This is a genomic window from Pseudomonas sp. MWU12-2319 (assembly GCF_023242525.1).
GTDB classification, from domain to species: domain Bacteria; phylum Pseudomonadota; class Gammaproteobacteria; order Pseudomonadales; family Pseudomonadaceae; genus Aquipseudomonas; species Aquipseudomonas gingeri_D.
On sequence record NZ_JALJES010000003.1, the window covers coordinates 1 to 15328 of the forward strand.

Consider the following 15328-nt stretch of genomic DNA (forward strand, 5'->3'; position numbering starts at 1 on the left):
TAAAGGTCAAAAACAGTGCGCGTCCCGGGTTTTGCGGTGTCTGTACTGACGCCTTCGCGGGCAAGCTCCGCTCCCACAGTGTCCAGGCCTGACCGATAGTTCGCGGTGTGACTCGATCCCGTGGGAGCGGAGCTTGCCCGCGAAGAGGCCCGCATAGGCGACACAAGACCTCATCGCCAGCAAGCCGGTCCCTACAAGGACCGAGTTGTTGTGGAGAGCGGCTTTCTTGCCACAAGACGGGGAATTCGACGCATCACTACCGGGATGCGCAATACCAATAGCAGCGCCCCTATAGAGGCATATACCGTCCACTCCTTCAGGTCAGCCCGCACGATCCACAACATATGCAGCAACCCCAACCCGAGAATCACATAGACCAGGCGGTGCAACTTCTTCCAGCCCTTCCCCAGGCGACGCTGACTGTAACGGTTCGACGTCACGGCAAGCGCCAGTAAACAGAGGAAACCCAGCGCACCGACAATGATGTAGGGCCGCTTGCGCAACTCGACCGCCAGTTGCGACCAGTCCAACCCGAGCACAAACACCAGGTAAGCCGCCAGATGCAGCACCACATAGGCAAAGCACCACAAACCCAATTGCCGGCGCACCGCGATCCAACCCGGCCAGCCACTGAGTTTCTGCAACGGCGTCATGCTCAAGGTCACCAACAACAGAATCAAGGTGCCCAAGCCCAACCGATCCACCATGACCTTTCCCGGATCCGGACCCAAGGCCAGGCTCCAGGCCTGATACAACCAGAGCAACGGCCAGATCGCCGCCGCAATAAAGACGCCCACACGCCAGAACGGATATCGCATCAGTAGTTCTTCCGCAGATCCAGGCCGGTATATAGGGAGGCGACTTCATCCGAGTAGCCATTGAACATCTGCGTCTCACGCACATTGGGACTGAACAGTCCGCTGGGCAAACGCCGCTCCCGGGCCTGGGTCCAACGCGGGTGGTCTACGGTAGGGTTCACATTGGCATAAAAGCCATACTCGTCCGAGGCAATGCTTTGCCAGGTGGTCTTGGGCTGCTCTTCCACCAGGCTGATGCGCACAATGGATTTCACGCTCTTGAACCCGTACTTCCACGGCACCACCAGACGCAACGGCGCACCGTTCTGATTCGGCAGTTCCCGCCCATACATACCCACTGCCAGAATGGCCAAAGGGTTCATCGCCTCGTCCAGCCGCAAACCCTCTACATAAGGCCAGTCGATCAGGGCGAAACCGGAACGCTGGCCCGGCATGCTCTTGGGATCCTGCAGGGTTTCGAAGCGAATGTACTTGGCCTTGGAGGTCGGCTCGACCTGCTTGAGCAGCGCCGAAATCGGAAAGCCGATCCAGGGAATCACCATGGACCAGGCCTCGACACAACGCAGGCGATAGATGCGCTCCTCCAACTGGTAAGGCTTCATAAAGTCCTCCAGGGCATAACGCCCCGGCTTGCCGACCTCACCGTCCACCACCACCGACCAGGGTTCGGTCTTCAGGGAGCCGGCGTTCTGCGCCGGATCGCCCTTGTCGGTGCCGAACTCATAGAAGTTGTTGTAGTGGGTCGCATCCTTGTAGGGGGTAATCGCCTCCCCCTTGACCGTCACCGCGCCCCATTTAGTCTCCGGCAGTTTCCCGGCAAACCAGGACGGCGCATTCCCCGCGTCCACATCGGCATAACGCGCCGCTTCGGCGGCACTGGCCCAACGCGGCAGACTGCCGATCGCCAGTGCGGCGACGGAAGCGCCCAGCAAGGTACGACGGGAAAGATAGAGGGATTCAGGCGTGACGTCCGATTCTTTGCAATCGGATCGCTTGGGAAGCTTGATAAACATGGCAACTCCGTAGCATTGGAGGACTGATGCACCAATAGACTACGGAGTCTGCGGGAAATTACATCACTCGCCGGCTTTGTGCCGACGAAGATGCAACAGGTACTGGATAGGACCCGAGGCCGCATAGGCGAGGAAGATCAGCAGCAGGATGCGCGGCGGATCGCTGAACACCACGGCGAACACCAGCACCACGGCGAGAATCGCGACAAACGGCACGCGCCCCTTGAGGTCCAGCTCCTTGAAACTGTTGTACTTGATGTTGCTGACCATCAGCATCCCGGCCGCCGCCACCAGCAAGGCCACCAGGAACGACATCTTCGAACCCTGGATCCCGTAGTCGCTGAACGCCCACACCGTCCCCGCCACCACGCCGGCCGCCGCCGGACTGGCCAGGCCGATAAAGTAGCGCTTGTCGGCGGTGCCGACCTGGGTATTGAAGCGCGCCAGACGCAATGCCGCGCCAGCTACATAGATAAAGGCAACCATCCAGCCGACCTTGCCCATATCCCCCAGCGCCCAGCCGAATGCCAGGAGTGCCGGGGCAACGCCGAAGGCGACCATATCGGACAACGAGTCATACTCGGCGCCGAAGGCGCTCTGGGTATTGGTCATGCGCGCCACGCGACCATCCAGGCCGTCGAGGACCATGGCGACAAAGATCGCGATGGCGGAAAACGCGAAATACTTGCTCGCCCCCGCCGGGTCCCCGGCACTCGCGGCGCTCTGCGCACTCATCGCGCTGATGATGGCGTAGAAACCGGCGAACAGGTTCGCGGTGGTGAACAGGTTCGGCAACAGATAGATACCGCGATGGCGGACTTTCTGGCCGTCGGCGTCATGCCCCTCTTCGACATGTTCGTCGATGGGGAGCAGGCTTTCGGCTTCGGAGCCCTGACCAGGCTCTTCGGGACGTTCAGTCATGATATTACCTTGCAGCTAAATGAAAGGTTTCAACAGCACTCGGCGACTACGATGGGAGCGCAAAAAGATCCCGCTTTATACCAGAAGCGCCCTGGCCTGCGGGAAAACCCGGGCCAGACAGGTCGATCAGCCCAGGACAACGTGAGGCAGGAATCGACTGCTGTCCTTGGTAATCAGGCTGTCGTCCTCACGAATGCCGATCCCGGCGGCCACATCCCCCACCACCCATGAACCGATCACGGTATAGCTGTCGCCGAACTTCGGCAAAGGGGAAAACGCCTGCAGGATATAGGGCGCATCCGTGTAAGGCCCATCCTCGGCCACCACCTGGTCATCGCCGGTACGAATCTCGATGTTCGCCCCCTCACGGGAAAAGAACGGTTTGCGCACCCAGCCCTTGGGCACGGGCCGCTGCGGGTTCTGGTCGACATAAGCGGGCAACAGGTTGGGATGCCCTTCATGAAACTTCCACAGCAGCGGCAAAATGCCTTTGTTACTGACAATGGCTTTCCAGGCGGGTTCGATAAATTGCGTGTCACAACCGGGCACTGCCTGACCGAACACCTCGTGGAAGATATGTTCCCAGGCATGTAGCTTGAACAGTCGCTCGATCCAACGGCCGTCCAGATCGACAAAGCGACCCTGGGCGGTGAGGCCGATGTCCTCGATATCGATATGCCGTGCCTCGATCCCCGCATGCGCGGCCATCTTGCGCAGAAAATCCGTAGTCCCGCGATCCTCCTCCGAGCCCGACATCGCCGAGAAGTAGAAAGCCCCACCGGCCGGAAAGGCCGCAAAGGCCCTGACCAGATCTTCGGCGATGGTGTTGAACTGACTCGCCTGCGTCGGCAGCACACCCCGGGCGATCTGCTCCTCGAGCCAGAGCAACTGCACGGAACCGGCTTCGAGCAGACTGGTGGGGGTGTCGTAATTGGCTTCCAGGCACTTGGCCGGACCGCTGCCGTCATACGCCAGGTCGAAGCGGCCGTACAGATGCGGATGCCCCTGCTTCCAGGAATCTCGGACCAGATCGAAAAACGCCGGCGGTATGGCCAGGCCCGTCAGCAGCTCTTCGCTGTCGACGACGCGCTCGACCACATCCAGGCACAGGTCATGCAGTGCCTTGGTCGGCGCTTCCAGGTCCCGCGTGACCTGCTCTTCGGTGAACAGGTAATAACCGCGCTCATCCCAGTAGCGCTCGCCACCGATGGTGTGGAAACCGAACCCTTCGCGCTCGACACTTTCGCGCCAGTGAGGGCGCTCTTCGATACCGATCTTTTTCACCCTGGCCGCTCCCCTCAACCGCCGGAACTGAAAATGCTGCTGCTCTTGCCGCCCCAACCACTGCGTGCGGTCGCCTGGCTGCCGAAGCCGCCACGCGAGACCGTCGAGGACACCGAGCCGGAACCGCTGCCCAGGCTCTTGCCGAGGGTGGCCGGCGTGTAGGTGTTGGTGGAACTGCTGCGGGCCTGGGTCGAACGGCTGAACGACTTGCCCTGCTCGATCTGCTGCGACAGCGTCGAACTGCCATAGCTACCGCGATTGTCGCGACTGTCGTAGATCGGCTGGGAATAGTAGCGCCCGCCGCCACCGCTGTTGCTGAGCAGATTGCCAAGCAACAAGCCGGTCAGCAGGCCGCCATTGCCACCGCCGCCCGACTGCACGGCCGCTTGTTGCTGGGCCTGTTCAAGGTCCTTGCGCGGCACATCACCGGACATCGCCAGTTCAAAGCCGCCCATCTTCGGCATGTACTTGCCGTCCGGGGTGATCTGGCAATAGCCGGGAACGAAGTCGCTGTCGCAGGAGGCCTGGTCGTCATAGGTCGGCGCGATACGCCGGTGATCGGCCAGCGCCTGCATGAAGGCGTCGGAACAGACCTCCACCGGCACTTTCGCCGCCACACACTCCTCGACCGACTTGAAGTTGCTCTTGGCGTTGAAGGCAACGGTGTCCTGGGATGCACCGCAGGCGGAAAGCGCCAGCGGAAAGGTGCCGGCCAGCACCAGTTTTACGGAGCTACGGGTTCTCATCGAATCATCCTTATCCTTGCCCTGGGCTCAGGTCGACGGCGTCATGCAGGCCGAGTTAAGCAAGCCAACACTGATGGCCACCGACGCCGAATAGATCGCCGCCGCCATCTCGCCGCGCACGATACGCCCGGACAGCCCCTTGAGCACCAGGCTGGTCACGACAAACGCCAGCAACTGCACCACGGCCGCGATCAACACCCAGACAACGACGTCGACGACACTGATGCTGTTGGCGATGATATTGCTGGCCGGCAGGGCAAAACCCACCAACGAACCACCCAGGGCCACCGCCGCGGCGGTATTGCCCTCACGGATCAGGGCGAACTCCTTGTGGGGAGTGATCAGGGTGTAGATGAACTGGAACAACACGAACAGAACAGCCGCCACCGCCATATAGATGATGAAGCCGAATACCGCGGTGGCGTTGAGCGACAGGCGCAGCGCTTCGAGCATGATGATTTCCTTGTCAGAGAACTTCGATATCGGTGATTTGCAGCGTCACGCCAACGGCGGTGGACAGGGTGATCACCCCCTCCTCGTCTTCCTCGACCGAAAAGAGCAGGAACTCCCGACGGTTGAGCAGGCCGATCTCGCGGGAATAGAGCATGCTCAGGTGCTTGATCGAGTAGGCACCGTCCGGGCTCTTGACGAACTCCTGCATGGGTGTGAGTTCGGTCTGCCCGTCCTCACCGCCCCATTGCCGCCCATACTCCTCGCCTTCGAGTTCGTAGAGCGGCATGCCGATCTTCGCATTCGGGCCGGTCAGTTGCAGCAACTGCTCCTTGCTGTTGATCGTGGTGACGTCGTGGTAGCCGAACAGGATAAGGTCCTGAATATCCTCGGCCGCGGGGCCGTCCATGACCACTTGCAGGAAATAATCCTCGTTATCGAGGTAAAACCGCTGCAAGCGCATCGACTGCCCGAGGTCGATATCGCCCACCGCCCAGACTTTCTCGTCATCGGGCACCACCACATGGGACTGCCCTTCAAGCATCAGCTTCAAGGAGCGATCCAGGCAGAGCATCCGCCCCGAGGCCAGCCCCAGGGGGTTGCCCGGCGCTACCGAGGTAGCCCCCGCGGCAGGCTTCGGCGCCTCGAAGCCCATGGCGCGCTTGATCCAACTCATCGTGTCTCTCCTTTCTGTCGCAACAACGCACCGGCCCGTTTTCCAGACGGCAAAAAGGGCAAAACGCTGACGCGCTTGCCCCAAGCCCCGAGCTTACTGACCCGAGCCGGGATTCTGCCTGGCCTTCAGACGCGCCAGCACATCACTGCCGCTGCCCGACTTGGCGCCGATACCGGCGTCCTGCAGACGACGCTCCAGATCACCGCCGTTGGACTCGTCGGCCAATTCCTGCGCCGCATCCAGCTTGGCGTCGCGCTCATCCTGGCGTTGCTTGATACGCGCCAGCGAACCGACCGCCGTTTCCAGCTTGCCATTCGCCCCGCCGGTGGCCGCGGCGGTAGCAACACGGGCCTGCTGGACCGTCTCGCGGGCCTTGGCCATTTCGACCTGCTGCTTCAACCCCTTGATCTGGTTTTCCGCCTTGATCACCTGGGCATGCAGCATCTCGACCTGGGCGCCGAACTGATCGGCCAGGATTTTCTCCTGGTCGCGCAGGGCCTCGATCTCGGCCACCTTGTTGGCGCACTCGCCGGCCAGGCTTTCCACGCCCTTGTCCAGCGCGGCCATGGCCTTGCCTTCCCAGTTGGCGATGTCGTTGTTCAGGCCGTCGAGGCGCTGTTGCGACAGCTTGTAGCGGGCCTTGATGTCCACCAGGCCGTTCTTGGCCTTGGCCACGGCATTTTCGGCGTCGCGCTGTTCCTGCTCGAGGATACGAATGGCGTTGGCGTCGACAATGGTCTCACCCACCTCGGAAACACCACCACGAATGGCCGTTATGACTTTCTTCCAGATACTCATCGAAAACTCCTTGGGGACTTCATTAAACGTGGATGTGGTCTTCGAACGCTTCCACCGCACGGATCACGTTCTCGGCCAGGGTGAAGATTTCCTGGACGATCACGGTGATGGTGGAAGCCGCGCTCAGCGCGCCGAACATGCAGTAGACCTCGGTACCGTCGCCGACCCGCTCGATGCCCACGGAGGACAGTGGGAACAGGTCGCGACTGCGCAGCACCAGGCCGTTGAAGACCGCTGGATCCTTGACCCGGCTCACTTCGACCAGGGTCGCGTCCACCAGGATCTGGTCACCGGACACCGCCAGGTAGAGCGGCAGGTCGCCGAATTCGGTCATGCTCAGCTTGATGCTCTGCTCGGCGTTTTCGGCGAGGGTCAGCACAATCTCGCCACTGGAGACGACCTCCAGCTCCGACAGCGCCTTGTGCAGCGAGTTGATCGTCCAGTTGATGTTCTCAGTCATGAAAGCCTCCAGTTTGATCCGTTCACCCAGGAAGGGCTGGCGTAGCGCCTTTTCGATACCCCGCAGGGCCGTCGCATTCTCGGGAAGAATCCAGAATTCCCGCTTCACCAGCCCGGCGTCGCGCAGCCGCGTGCGCATATCGCGAACGTAGTCGGCGGTAGTCTTGGTCTTGACCGGTGATGACGCTTTCTCACCCGTGAGGGGCTTGTCATCCGCTGTTTTTTTACGGGGCATCCGTCCTCCGAAAAATCTTACATGTAAGTAAATTACGTCCTTTGCCTGGAATGTTCAACATCTGACATGAAAGCTTTATGTGACAAAACAAAACGCCCCGACAAGTCGGGGCGTTTGGGTGCAGCCTGTACCGGCGCTCAGCCCCGAGGGGCCAGGCAGCCGGTTGAGCGTCGACTCAGTTCTTGGCTTTGTCGACGATCTTGTTCGCGCCGATCCACGGCATCATCGAGCGCAGTTGCTCGCCGATGATCTCGATGCCGTGAGCAGCGTTGTTACGACGCTTGGCGGTCATCGATGGGTAGCCGGTAGCACCTTCGCTGATGAACATCTTCGCGTATTCGCCGTCCTGGATGCGCTTCAGAGCGTTGCGCATGGCCTGGCGGGATTCGGCGTTGATGACTTCAGGGCCAGTCACGTACTCGCCGTATTCGGCGTTGTTGGAGATCGAGTAGTTCATGTTGGCGATACCGCCTTCGTACATGAGGTCAACGATCAGCTTCAGTTCGTGCAGGCATTCGAAGTAGGCCATTTCCGGCGCGTAGCCCGCTTCAACCAGGGTTTCGAAACCGGCTTTGACCAGCTCGACGGTACCGCCGCACAGAACGGCTTGTTCGCCGAACAGGTCGGTTTCGGTCTCGTCCTTGAAGGTGGTTTCGATGATACCGGTACGACCACCGCCAACGCCGGCGGCGTAGGACAGCGCAACGTTCTTGGCGTTGCCCGAGGCGTCCTGGTAGATCGCGATCAGGTCAGGGATACCGCCGCCTTTGACGAACTCGGAACGCACGGTGTGGCCTGGAGCCTTCGGCGCGATCATGATCACGTCGAGGTCGGCGCGTGGCACGACCTGGTTGTAGTGGATCGCGAAGCCGTGGGAGAAGGCCAGGGTGGCGCCTTTCTTGATGTTCGGCTCGATTTCGTTCTTGTACAGCGCGGACTGGAACTCGTCCGGGGTCAGGATCATGACCAGGTCGGCAGCGGCAACAGCGCTGGCAACGTCGGTCACTTTCAGGCCATGGGCTTCAGCCTTGGCAACAGTGGCCGAGCCTTTGCGCAGGCCGACAGTTACGTCAACGCCGGAGTCTTTCAGGTTGCAAGCTTGTGCGTGACCCTGGGAGCCGTAGCCGATGATGGCGACTTTCTTGCCCTGGATGATCGACAGGTCGCAATCTTTATCGTAGTAAACCTTCATGAAATTCCCCTTTATATCCAGGCCGTTCAGGCCGTTTGCAAGTTGGTTTAGATGCTGAGTACTTTGTCGCCGCGCGCAATACCGGTGACGCCACTACGGACGGTCTCCAGAATCGAGGCGGTGCCGATGGACTGAATGAAGCTGTCGAGCTTGTCGCTGGTACCGGTCAGTTGAACGGTATAGACGCTGGCGCTGACATCAACGATCTGACCCCGGTAAATATCGGTGGTGCGCTTGATCTCGGCGCGCTGGGCGCCAGTGGCCTTGACCTTGACCAGCATCAGTTCGCGCTCGATATGAGCACTTTCCGAGAGGTCCACCAGCTTGACCACTTCGATCAGCTTGTTCAGGTTCTTGGTGATCTGTTCGATGACTTCGTCATGCCCGACAGTGGTCAACGTCAGACGCGACAGGGTCGGGTCTTCGGTCGGGGCCACGGTCAGGCTTTCGATGTTGTAGTTGCGTTGCGAAAACAGGCCAACCACACGGGACAGAGCGCCAGGTTCGTTTTCCAGAAGCAGGGAAATGATGTGCCGCATATTAGGTACGCTCCGTCTTGCTCAGCCACATATCGCGCATGGAGCCGTCTTTGATCTGCATCGGGTAGACGTGCTCGCTGGTGTCGACCTGGATATCGAGGAATACCAGGCGATCCTTCATGGCGAACGCTTCTTCCATCTTCGGCTTCAAGTCTTTCAGATCCGTGATACGGATACCGACATGACCGTAGGCTTCGACCAGCTTGACGAAGTCAGGCAGCGATTCCATGTACGAGTGCGAGTGACGGCTGCCGTAGCTCATGTCCTGCCACTGGCGGACCATGCCGAGCACACCGTTGTTCAGGCTGACGATCTTCACCGGCAGGCCGTATTGCAGGCAGGTCGACAGCTCCTGGATGTTCATCTGGATGCTGCCCTCACCCGTGACGCACGCGACGTCGGAGTCAGGGAAACTCAGCTTCACACCCATGGCCGCAGGGAAACCGAAGCCCATGGTGCCCAGGCCGCCGGAGTTGATCCAGCGGTTGGGCTTGTTGAACTTGTAGTACTGCGCCGCGAACATCTGGTGCTGGCCCACGTCGGAGGTCACAAAGGCATCGCCCTTGGTCACTTCGCACAGGGTCTCGATCACGGTCTGTGGCTTGATGATGCTGCCGTCGCCCTTGTCATAAGGGAACAGGCCGCGGTCGCCGCGCCATTCGTCGATCTGCTTCCACCAGCTGGCCACCGACTCCTTGTTCGGAGTCTCGCCGATTTCCTTGAGGGTCGCGACCATCTCGGTCAGCACGCTCTCCACCGGCCCAACGATAGGCACGTCTGCCTTGATGGTCTTGGAGATCGATGCCGGGTCGATGTCGATATGGATGATCTTGGCGTTCGGGCAGAACTTCGACGGGCCGTTGATCACCCGGTCGTCGAAGCGCGCGCCCACGGCCAGGATCACATCGGCGTGGTGCATGGTCAGGTTGGCGGTGTAGCTGCCGTGCATGCCGAGCATGCCGACGAACTGCCGGTCGGTGCCAGGGTAGGCACCCAGGCCCATCAGGGTATTGGTGACGGGCAGGTTGAGCATTTTCGCCAGCTCGGTCAGCGGCGCGGAGCCACCCCCGAGGATCACGCCGCCGCCCGCATAGAGCACCGGACGCTTGGCCGCCAGGAGCATTTCCGCCGCCTTGCGGATCTGGCCGGAGTGGCCACGTACCGCCGGGCTGTAGGAACGCAGCTTGGCTTTTTTCGGGAAGACGTATTCGAATTTCTCGGCCGGGTTGGTCATGTCTTTCGGGATATCGACAACGACAGGACCAGGACGACCGGATTGCGCCAGGTAGAACGCCTTCTTCATGACTTCCGGGATTTCCGAAGCGTGCTTGATCATGAAGCTGTGCTTCACGATCGGCCGGGAGATACCGATCATGTCGGTTTCCTGGAACGCATCGGTGCCGACCAGGGTGCTTGGCACCTGACCGGAGATGATCACCATCGGAATGGAGTCCATGTACGCCGTGGCGATACCGGTGATGGCATTGGTTGCGCCAGGACCGGATGTCACCAGGACCACGCCGGCTTTACCGGTGGCACGGGCGTAGCCGTCGGCCATATGGGTCGCGGCCTGCTCATGACGAACCAGGATGTGGGTGACATCCGGCTCCTTGAACAGGGCATCGTAGACATGAAGGAGAGCACCACCCGGGTACCCGTAGATGTACTTGACGCCTTCGTCACGCAAAAAGCGGACGAGCATCTCACCGCCAGATAAAAGCTCCACGTTGTTCACCTCTAAAACGCCAGAATACCGTCCACGCACACTGGAGGACGGGTCTTAATAGGTTTACTTCTCAGCAGAGCATGAGCGACGGTGGTCGCCGACTACGTCAGCACTGACTGAGCAAGTATTGGGAGTGCCCCAAATGTTGCGGGGGTTTCCCACCCAGCGCGAGGTAACGCGTTGCGGGTGTAACAGGTCGGCGCGGATGTGCGCCTCATGATCTGCCGAGTGGGCCTGCTTCTGGCAGTCCCTCTACAGCGGACTTTGGATTGTTCTGATTCGTCCGGTCCAAGTCAAGTTATCTTGTGAGCTTTCTTCGAACTAAGCACATGACAACGCAGAAGAAAACCTTTCACGAGGGAATGTGCTACGTTGCTTATCGCATTGTCTGACAAGGAAACCTGATGCGTAGAAGCATTCTGATGGCGGGCCTGCTACTCGCCTTGAGCCCGCTATGCCAGGCCGGGCCGATCTACAAATGGGTCGATGCCCAGGGCCAGACGCACTTCGATGCGCAGCCGCCGGCCGGGCAAACGGCCACCGTGGTGACCCCGGCGATCGGCAACGTCCCGGCGCCGCCACCACGTCCCGCCGTGCCCGCGAGCACGGCGGTGGGCGACCAGCAGGCCGTGGACGCCAGGGTCAAGAAGCAGATTGCCGATCAGGAAGTGGTGCGCAAAGCCTATTGCGAGAAAGCGCGGACCAACCTGGCCCAGCTGGAAAACAATGCGCGAGTGCGTGAAGAGGTCAATGGCGAAGTGCGCCGCCTGACCGATGAAGAACGCCAGACACGCCTGCTGGAGACGCGCAAGACCATCGAGGAAAACTGCTCGTAAAACACCCTTCCCACAAACACCTCATCCCCTATGCAGGAGCTGGCTTGCCAGCGATGAGACCCGCAAGCCCTGCATCGATCTTCCGGCCGCCATCGCCGGCAAGCCGGCTCCCACAAGGACCGCGCAGGCCGGAACGATGAGTCAAGGGTAGCGACGGTTCTAATCGCGAGTCTGGGCAATCAGCTGGTCGAACTGCGCCAGCAACCGCTGCAAACCGCGCCCCTGCCCCGGCCGCTGGGCATAGACCATTTCGGCCATGGCCAGAATCCCGGACGCATTGGGCAGCGGCAGATCCGCCTCGAGGATCAGCTTCATCCTCGGCAGGAAAATCCATTGCAGCCACTGCTCGAACTCCAGGGTATCGACACTGAAGGGTTCGACACTGGCCAGGGCCTCGACGCTGGGCGGCTCCTCATCCCAGCAGCCCTGGGCCCGCAACTCCCGCTCGATCAGCAGGAGTTGCTCGGCAATCAACGGAAAACGTGCATCCATCAGTAACCAGCCTTGGCCTTCTGCTGTGCCTGGGCGGCACCCGCGGCATCACCCTGCTTGCTCCGCGCCTGGGCAATGATGCCCCAGAGGTTGGCTTGCAGATCCGGACGGCCGTTGGCGAAGCTCAGGCCGCGACGGGCCAGTTGCTCGGCTTGCGGCGCATCACCCTGGGCCATGCGCACCTGGGCCAGGCGATAAAGTACTTGCGGTTCACGCGGTGCCACGCGCTGGGCGCGCTCAAGGCTGGACGAGGCACCATTGAGGTCGCCACTGGATTGCTGCTGCTGGGCGGTGGTCAACAACGCCAGTACCGGACCGTCCAGTTGCTCGTCAGCGGACAAACCACCGCTGTTGTTGTTCGACGGAATACCGCTCGGCGCCACCGGGCTCGGCATGTTGTAAGCACCCTGATTGACCGGCGGGCTGTACGCGCCCTGGTTATAGGCACCCGAGTCACCCGGCACGGCCTGGATCGGCGCGTTGTTCGAAGGGCCTGGGGTAATCGGCCCAGGGGTGAACGGCTCGGTACTGATCGGTGCCGAGGTTGTCGCCCCACCACCCGGAATCATCACCACCACGCCGGAATCCTGCGGCACCGCCTGGGTCTGGCTTGGCACCGGCCCCTTGGTGATAGTCTTGCGGAAACCGCCAGTGGACGAGATCCGCTCGTTGTTGGAGACCGCGGTCCCCGAATCGACCACCGGGATCGAACCCCGTGGCACGCTGGAACAACCACCCAGCACGGTCAGTGCGGCAAAAGCTGGAATCCACCACTTGTTCACGTCAAACCCTCTTCGCTCAATTCAACCAGCCCTTGACCCAATCCATCACTTCAGTGGCCGGCGCAGGGGCCACGCCACCACACGACGCACCGGGTACCGGTTCACTGCCGCGAATATACGGCATCTGCACCGCGCCCGGGCAATTGGCATCGGAGCCTTGCCCGGTATGCGGATCGACCCAGGCCTGGACCACGTTATCCGGCTGCGGCATATCCAATGGCAGCGGATCGGCCTTGCGCATGAAACTGGTCCAGACCTGCAAGGCGCCACTGGCACCGGTGAACGGTGTCTTGCCGTTGTCATCGCGACCGAGCCAGACCACCGCCAGCAGGTCCTGGCCGAAACCGGCGAACCAGCTGTCCCGCGAATCGTTACTGGTACCGGTCTTGCCGGCCAGGGTCAGGGTCTTGGGCAGGACGTTGTAGACCCCGCTCCCGGTACCCTCGCGCATCACCCGCTGCATCGCCGCCTGGATCAGATAGATCGAGCCCGCATCGAAACGCTGCTGGATCTGGAACGGATAACGCTTGAGCGGCTGGCCCTCGGCCGTCAGGACACTGCGAATCCCCCGCATCGGCGTATTGAAGCCGCCGTTGGCCAGGGTCTGGTACATGGTCGCGATATCCATCGGCGTCATGCTCGCGGCACCCAGCAACATCGACGGAAAGGCCGGGAACTCACGGGTAACACCAAGGCGTCCGAGGGTCTTGAGGACATTCGGCACGCCAACCTCCAGGCCCAGTCGAGCGGTCGACAGGTTGTAGGAATGCGCCAGGCCCTGATAGAGGAAAATCGTGCCGTGGGAACGGCGGTCAAAGTTCTGCGGCTTCCAGATCTGACCGTCGGCGCCTTTCACCGAGAAGGCTTCGTCCGACAGCCAACTGGTCAGCGTGTACTGGCTGGGTTTCTCCAGCGCCGTCAGATACACCGCCGGCTTGATCAGAGAACCCACCGGCCGCACCGCATCCAGCGCCCGGTTGAACCCGGCAAAACTGGCCTGGCGACTGCCGATCATGGCCTGGACCTCACCGGTTTCCGGGTTGGTCACCACCATGGCCGCCTCGATATCGTCACTGCCCTTACGCCCGGCCAGGCGTTTGAAGGTGTCGTTGACCGAAGCCTCGGCCTTCATCTGCAGGATCGGGTCGAAGCTGGTGAAGATGCGCAAGCCTTCCTCGGTCAAGTCTTCGTCGCGGTAGTCTTCGCGCAGTTGCCGCTTGACCAGGTCGAGGAAGCCGGGGAACGAACTGTCCGCCAGGCTGCCACGGGCAGTCACCCCCAGCGGCATTTTCTTCGCCGCCGCGACTTGCTCGGCGCTGGCCACGCCCTGCTGCTCCAGCAGGTCGAGCACCAGGTTACGCCGTTCCAGCGCGCGATCAGGGTAGCGTCGCGGGTTGTAATAAGACGGCCCCTTGACCATGCCCACCAGCAACGCCACCTGATGCAACTTCAGCTCCGCCAGGGGCTGGCTGAAGAAGAACTGGCTGGCCAGGCCGAAGCCGTGCACCGCGCGCTGGCCGTCCTGGCCGATAAAGACCTCGTTGAGGTAGGCCTCGAGAATCTCTTTCTTGTCGTAATGCAGCTCCAGCAGCATGGCCATCATGGCCTCGGTGAGCTTGCGGCTCAGGCTGCGTTCGTTGGTCAGGAAGAAGTTCTTGACCAACTGCTGGGTCAGGGTACTGCCGCCCTGGCGCATCTGCCCGGCCGAGGTATTGACCCAGATAGCCCGGGCAATCGACTTGGGCGAGACACCGAAGTGATGATAGAAATCCCGGTCCTCGACCGTGACCAGGGTGTCGAGCAGGTACGGCGGCACCTGGTCGATCTTGATCAGGATGCGGTCTTCGAGGTTCTTCGGGTACAGGCCGCCGATCAGCAGCGGCTCAAGGCGCACCACCGAGAGCTTCGCGCCGTTGAGCGAGGACAGCTCGGCCACATAGTCGCCGGAGAAGCGCACCCGCACCGGCTGGGCCGACTCCATGCCTTCATAGAACTGGAAGCCACGGGTGTTCAGGTCCACGGTATTGCCGTTGACCGCCGCCGCCCCCGGGCCATTGGCCACGGGTTCGCGACGATAACCGAGGGCATCGAGTTCGGTAAGGAAGTCTTCCTTGCTCAATTTCTGGCCGGCGAACAGCTCCAGCGGCCGGGCATAGACCTTGGCCGGGATGGTCCAGCGCTTGCCGGAGAATTTCTCCTGCACGATGGCATCGAGGTAGACGGCAAAACCGGCCAGCACGACGAGGCCCACCAGGCTGAGCTTGATCGCCCAGCCAAGCCAGGGGCGCAGGCGGCCGGCGGGAGGTTTGGATTTGGCGCGGGAACGGGGGGATCGGGTACGAGTCATGGCGGCGGATTATA

General features: G+C 61.3%; 16 protein-coding genes. 1 reads left to right on the plus strand and 15 read right to left on the minus strand.

What is annotated here, in order from left to right; genetic code table 11:
- Positions 1-191 precede the first annotated feature (191 nt).
- The 12 genes from msrQ to M5C01_RS05610 form a co-directional block, all read right to left on the minus strand.
- Positions 192-818, minus strand: coding sequence for a protein-methionine-sulfoxide reductase heme-binding subunit MsrQ (gene msrQ, locus M5C01_RS05555; protein WP_152737598.1), 627 nt, complete (start codon positions 816-818; stop codon positions 192-194).
- The gene (msrP, locus tag M5C01_RS05560) at positions 818-1831 is read right to left on the minus strand and encodes a protein-methionine-sulfoxide reductase catalytic subunit MsrP (RefSeq protein WP_152737599.1); all 1014 of its coding nucleotides are present in this window, start codon (positions 1829-1831) and stop codon (positions 818-820) included. The genes msrQ and msrP overlap by 1 nt, the downstream gene beginning before the upstream one ends.
- A gap of 63 nt (positions 1832-1894) precedes the next feature.
- Complete coding sequence (gene pssA / locus M5C01_RS05565) at positions 1895-2752, minus strand: CDP-diacylglycerol--serine O-phosphatidyltransferase (protein ID WP_100939556.1); 858 nt, start codon at positions 2750-2752, stop codon at positions 1895-1897.
- Positions 2753-2878: 126 nt separating this feature from the next.
- Positions 2879-4036 carry a glutathionylspermidine synthase family protein gene (locus M5C01_RS05570; RefSeq protein WP_178129775.1) on the minus strand — a complete coding sequence of 386 codons (1158 nt, stop codon included), beginning with the start codon at positions 4034-4036 and terminating at the stop codon, positions 2879-2881.
- A 14-nt stretch (positions 4037-4050) separates the two neighbouring features.
- On the minus strand, positions 4051-4782 hold the full coding sequence (locus M5C01_RS05575; RefSeq protein ID WP_152737601.1) for a DUF1190 domain-containing protein: 732 nt from the start codon (positions 4780-4782) through the stop codon (positions 4051-4053).
- A 27-nt stretch (positions 4783-4809) separates the two neighbouring features.
- A complete protein-coding gene (locus M5C01_RS05580; protein ID WP_103495454.1) occupies positions 4810-5235 on the minus strand; it encodes a DUF350 domain-containing protein in 426 nt (141 codons plus the stop codon).
- A gap of 13 nt (positions 5236-5248) precedes the next feature.
- Entirely contained in the window at positions 5249-5908 is a 660-nt protein-coding gene (locus tag M5C01_RS05585) for a DUF2491 family protein (protein ID WP_152737602.1), read from the minus strand.
- A gap of 93 nt (positions 5909-6001) precedes the next feature.
- Positions 6002-6706 carry a PspA/IM30 family protein gene (locus tag M5C01_RS05590; RefSeq protein ID WP_103495456.1) on the minus strand — a complete coding sequence of 235 codons (705 nt, stop codon included), beginning with the start codon at positions 6704-6706 and terminating at the stop codon, positions 6002-6004.
- Between the two features lie 22 nt (positions 6707-6728).
- Positions 6729-7400: a YjfI family protein gene (locus M5C01_RS05595; protein WP_152737603.1), complete on the minus strand. Its 672-nt coding sequence runs from the start codon at positions 7398-7400 to the stop codon at positions 6729-6731.
- A gap of 175 nt (positions 7401-7575) precedes the next feature.
- Complete coding sequence (gene ilvC, locus M5C01_RS05600) at positions 7576-8592, minus strand: ketol-acid reductoisomerase (RefSeq protein WP_003212125.1); 1017 nt, start codon at positions 8590-8592, stop codon at positions 7576-7578.
- 47 nt (positions 8593-8639) lie between these two features.
- Entirely contained in the window at positions 8640-9131 is a 492-nt protein-coding gene (ilvN, locus tag M5C01_RS05605) for an acetolactate synthase small subunit (protein ID WP_003176102.1), read from the minus strand.
- A 1-nt stretch (position 9132) separates the two neighbouring features.
- Entirely contained in the window at positions 9133-10857 is a 1725-nt protein-coding gene (locus tag M5C01_RS05610) for an acetolactate synthase 3 large subunit (RefSeq protein ID WP_103495488.1), read from the minus strand.
- A 404-nt stretch (positions 10858-11261) separates the two neighbouring features.
- Between M5C01_RS05610 and M5C01_RS05615 the strand changes: the two genes are divergently transcribed.
- Positions 11262-11693, plus strand: a complete 432-nt coding sequence (locus M5C01_RS05615; RefSeq protein ID WP_152737605.1) for a DUF4124 domain-containing protein — start codon at positions 11262-11264, stop codon at positions 11691-11693.
- Between the two features lie 159 nt (positions 11694-11852).
- Here the strand turns inward: M5C01_RS05615 and M5C01_RS05620 are convergent, their stop codons facing one another.
- From M5C01_RS05620 to mrcB, 3 genes are read right to left on the minus strand one after another with little or no spacing between them, the layout of a single operon-like run.
- Positions 11853-12185 (minus strand): YqcC family protein, encoded by a 333-nt coding sequence (locus M5C01_RS05620; protein WP_152737606.1) that lies wholly within the window; start codon positions 12183-12185, stop codon positions 11853-11855.
- Positions 12185-12967 carry a tetratricopeptide repeat protein gene (locus M5C01_RS05625; protein WP_178129776.1) on the minus strand — a complete coding sequence of 261 codons (783 nt, stop codon included), beginning with the start codon at positions 12965-12967 and terminating at the stop codon, positions 12185-12187. The genes M5C01_RS05620 and M5C01_RS05625 overlap by 1 nt, the downstream gene beginning before the upstream one ends.
- Before the next feature lie 16 nt (positions 12968-12983).
- Positions 12984-15314, minus strand: a complete 2331-nt coding sequence (mrcB, locus tag M5C01_RS05630) for a penicillin-binding protein 1B (RefSeq protein ID WP_152737607.1) — start codon at positions 15312-15314, stop codon at positions 12984-12986.
- Positions 15315-15328: the final 14 nt, after the last annotated feature.

Coding starts and splice junctions, on each gene's coding strand:
- msrQ (WP_152737598.1), bottom strand. CDS start 818: ATGCGATATCCGTTCTGGCGTGTGGGCGTCTTTATTGCGGCGGCGATC.
- msrP (WP_152737599.1), bottom strand. CDS start 1,831: ATGTTTATCAAGCTTCCCAAGCGATCCGATTGCAAAGAATCGGACGTC.
- pssA (WP_100939556.1), bottom strand. CDS start 2,752: ATGACTGAACGTCCCGAAGAGCCTGGTCAGGGCTCCGAAGCCGAAAGC.
- M5C01_RS05575 (WP_152737601.1), bottom strand. CDS start 4,782: ATGAGAACCCGTAGCTCCGTAAAACTGGTGCTGGCCGGCACCTTTCCG.
- M5C01_RS05580 (WP_103495454.1), bottom strand. CDS start 5,235: ATGCTCGAAGCGCTGCGCCTGTCGCTCAACGCCACCGCGGTATTCGGC.
- M5C01_RS05585 (WP_152737602.1), bottom strand. CDS start 5,908: ATGAGTTGGATCAAGCGCGCCATGGGCTTCGAGGCGCCGAAGCCTGCC.
- M5C01_RS05590 (WP_103495456.1), bottom strand. CDS start 6,706: ATGAGTATCTGGAAGAAAGTCATAACGGCCATTCGTGGTGGTGTTTCC.
- M5C01_RS05595 (WP_152737603.1), bottom strand. CDS start 7,400: ATGCCCCGTAAAAAAACAGCGGATGACAAGCCCCTCACGGGTGAGAAA.
- ilvC (WP_003212125.1), bottom strand. CDS start 8,592: ATGAAGGTTTACTACGATAAAGATTGCGACCTGTCGATCATCCAGGGC.
- ilvN (WP_003176102.1), bottom strand. CDS start 9,131: ATGCGGCACATCATTTCCCTGCTTCTGGAAAACGAACCTGGCGCTCTG.
- M5C01_RS05615 (WP_152737605.1), top strand. CDS start 11,262: ATGCGTAGAAGCATTCTGATGGCGGGCCTGCTACTCGCCTTGAGCCCG.
- M5C01_RS05620 (WP_152737606.1), bottom strand. CDS start 12,185: ATGGATGCACGTTTTCCGTTGATTGCCGAGCAACTCCTGCTGATCGAG.
- mrcB (WP_152737607.1), bottom strand. CDS start 15,314: ATGACTCGTACCCGATCCCCCCGTTCCCGCGCCAAATCCAAACCTCCC.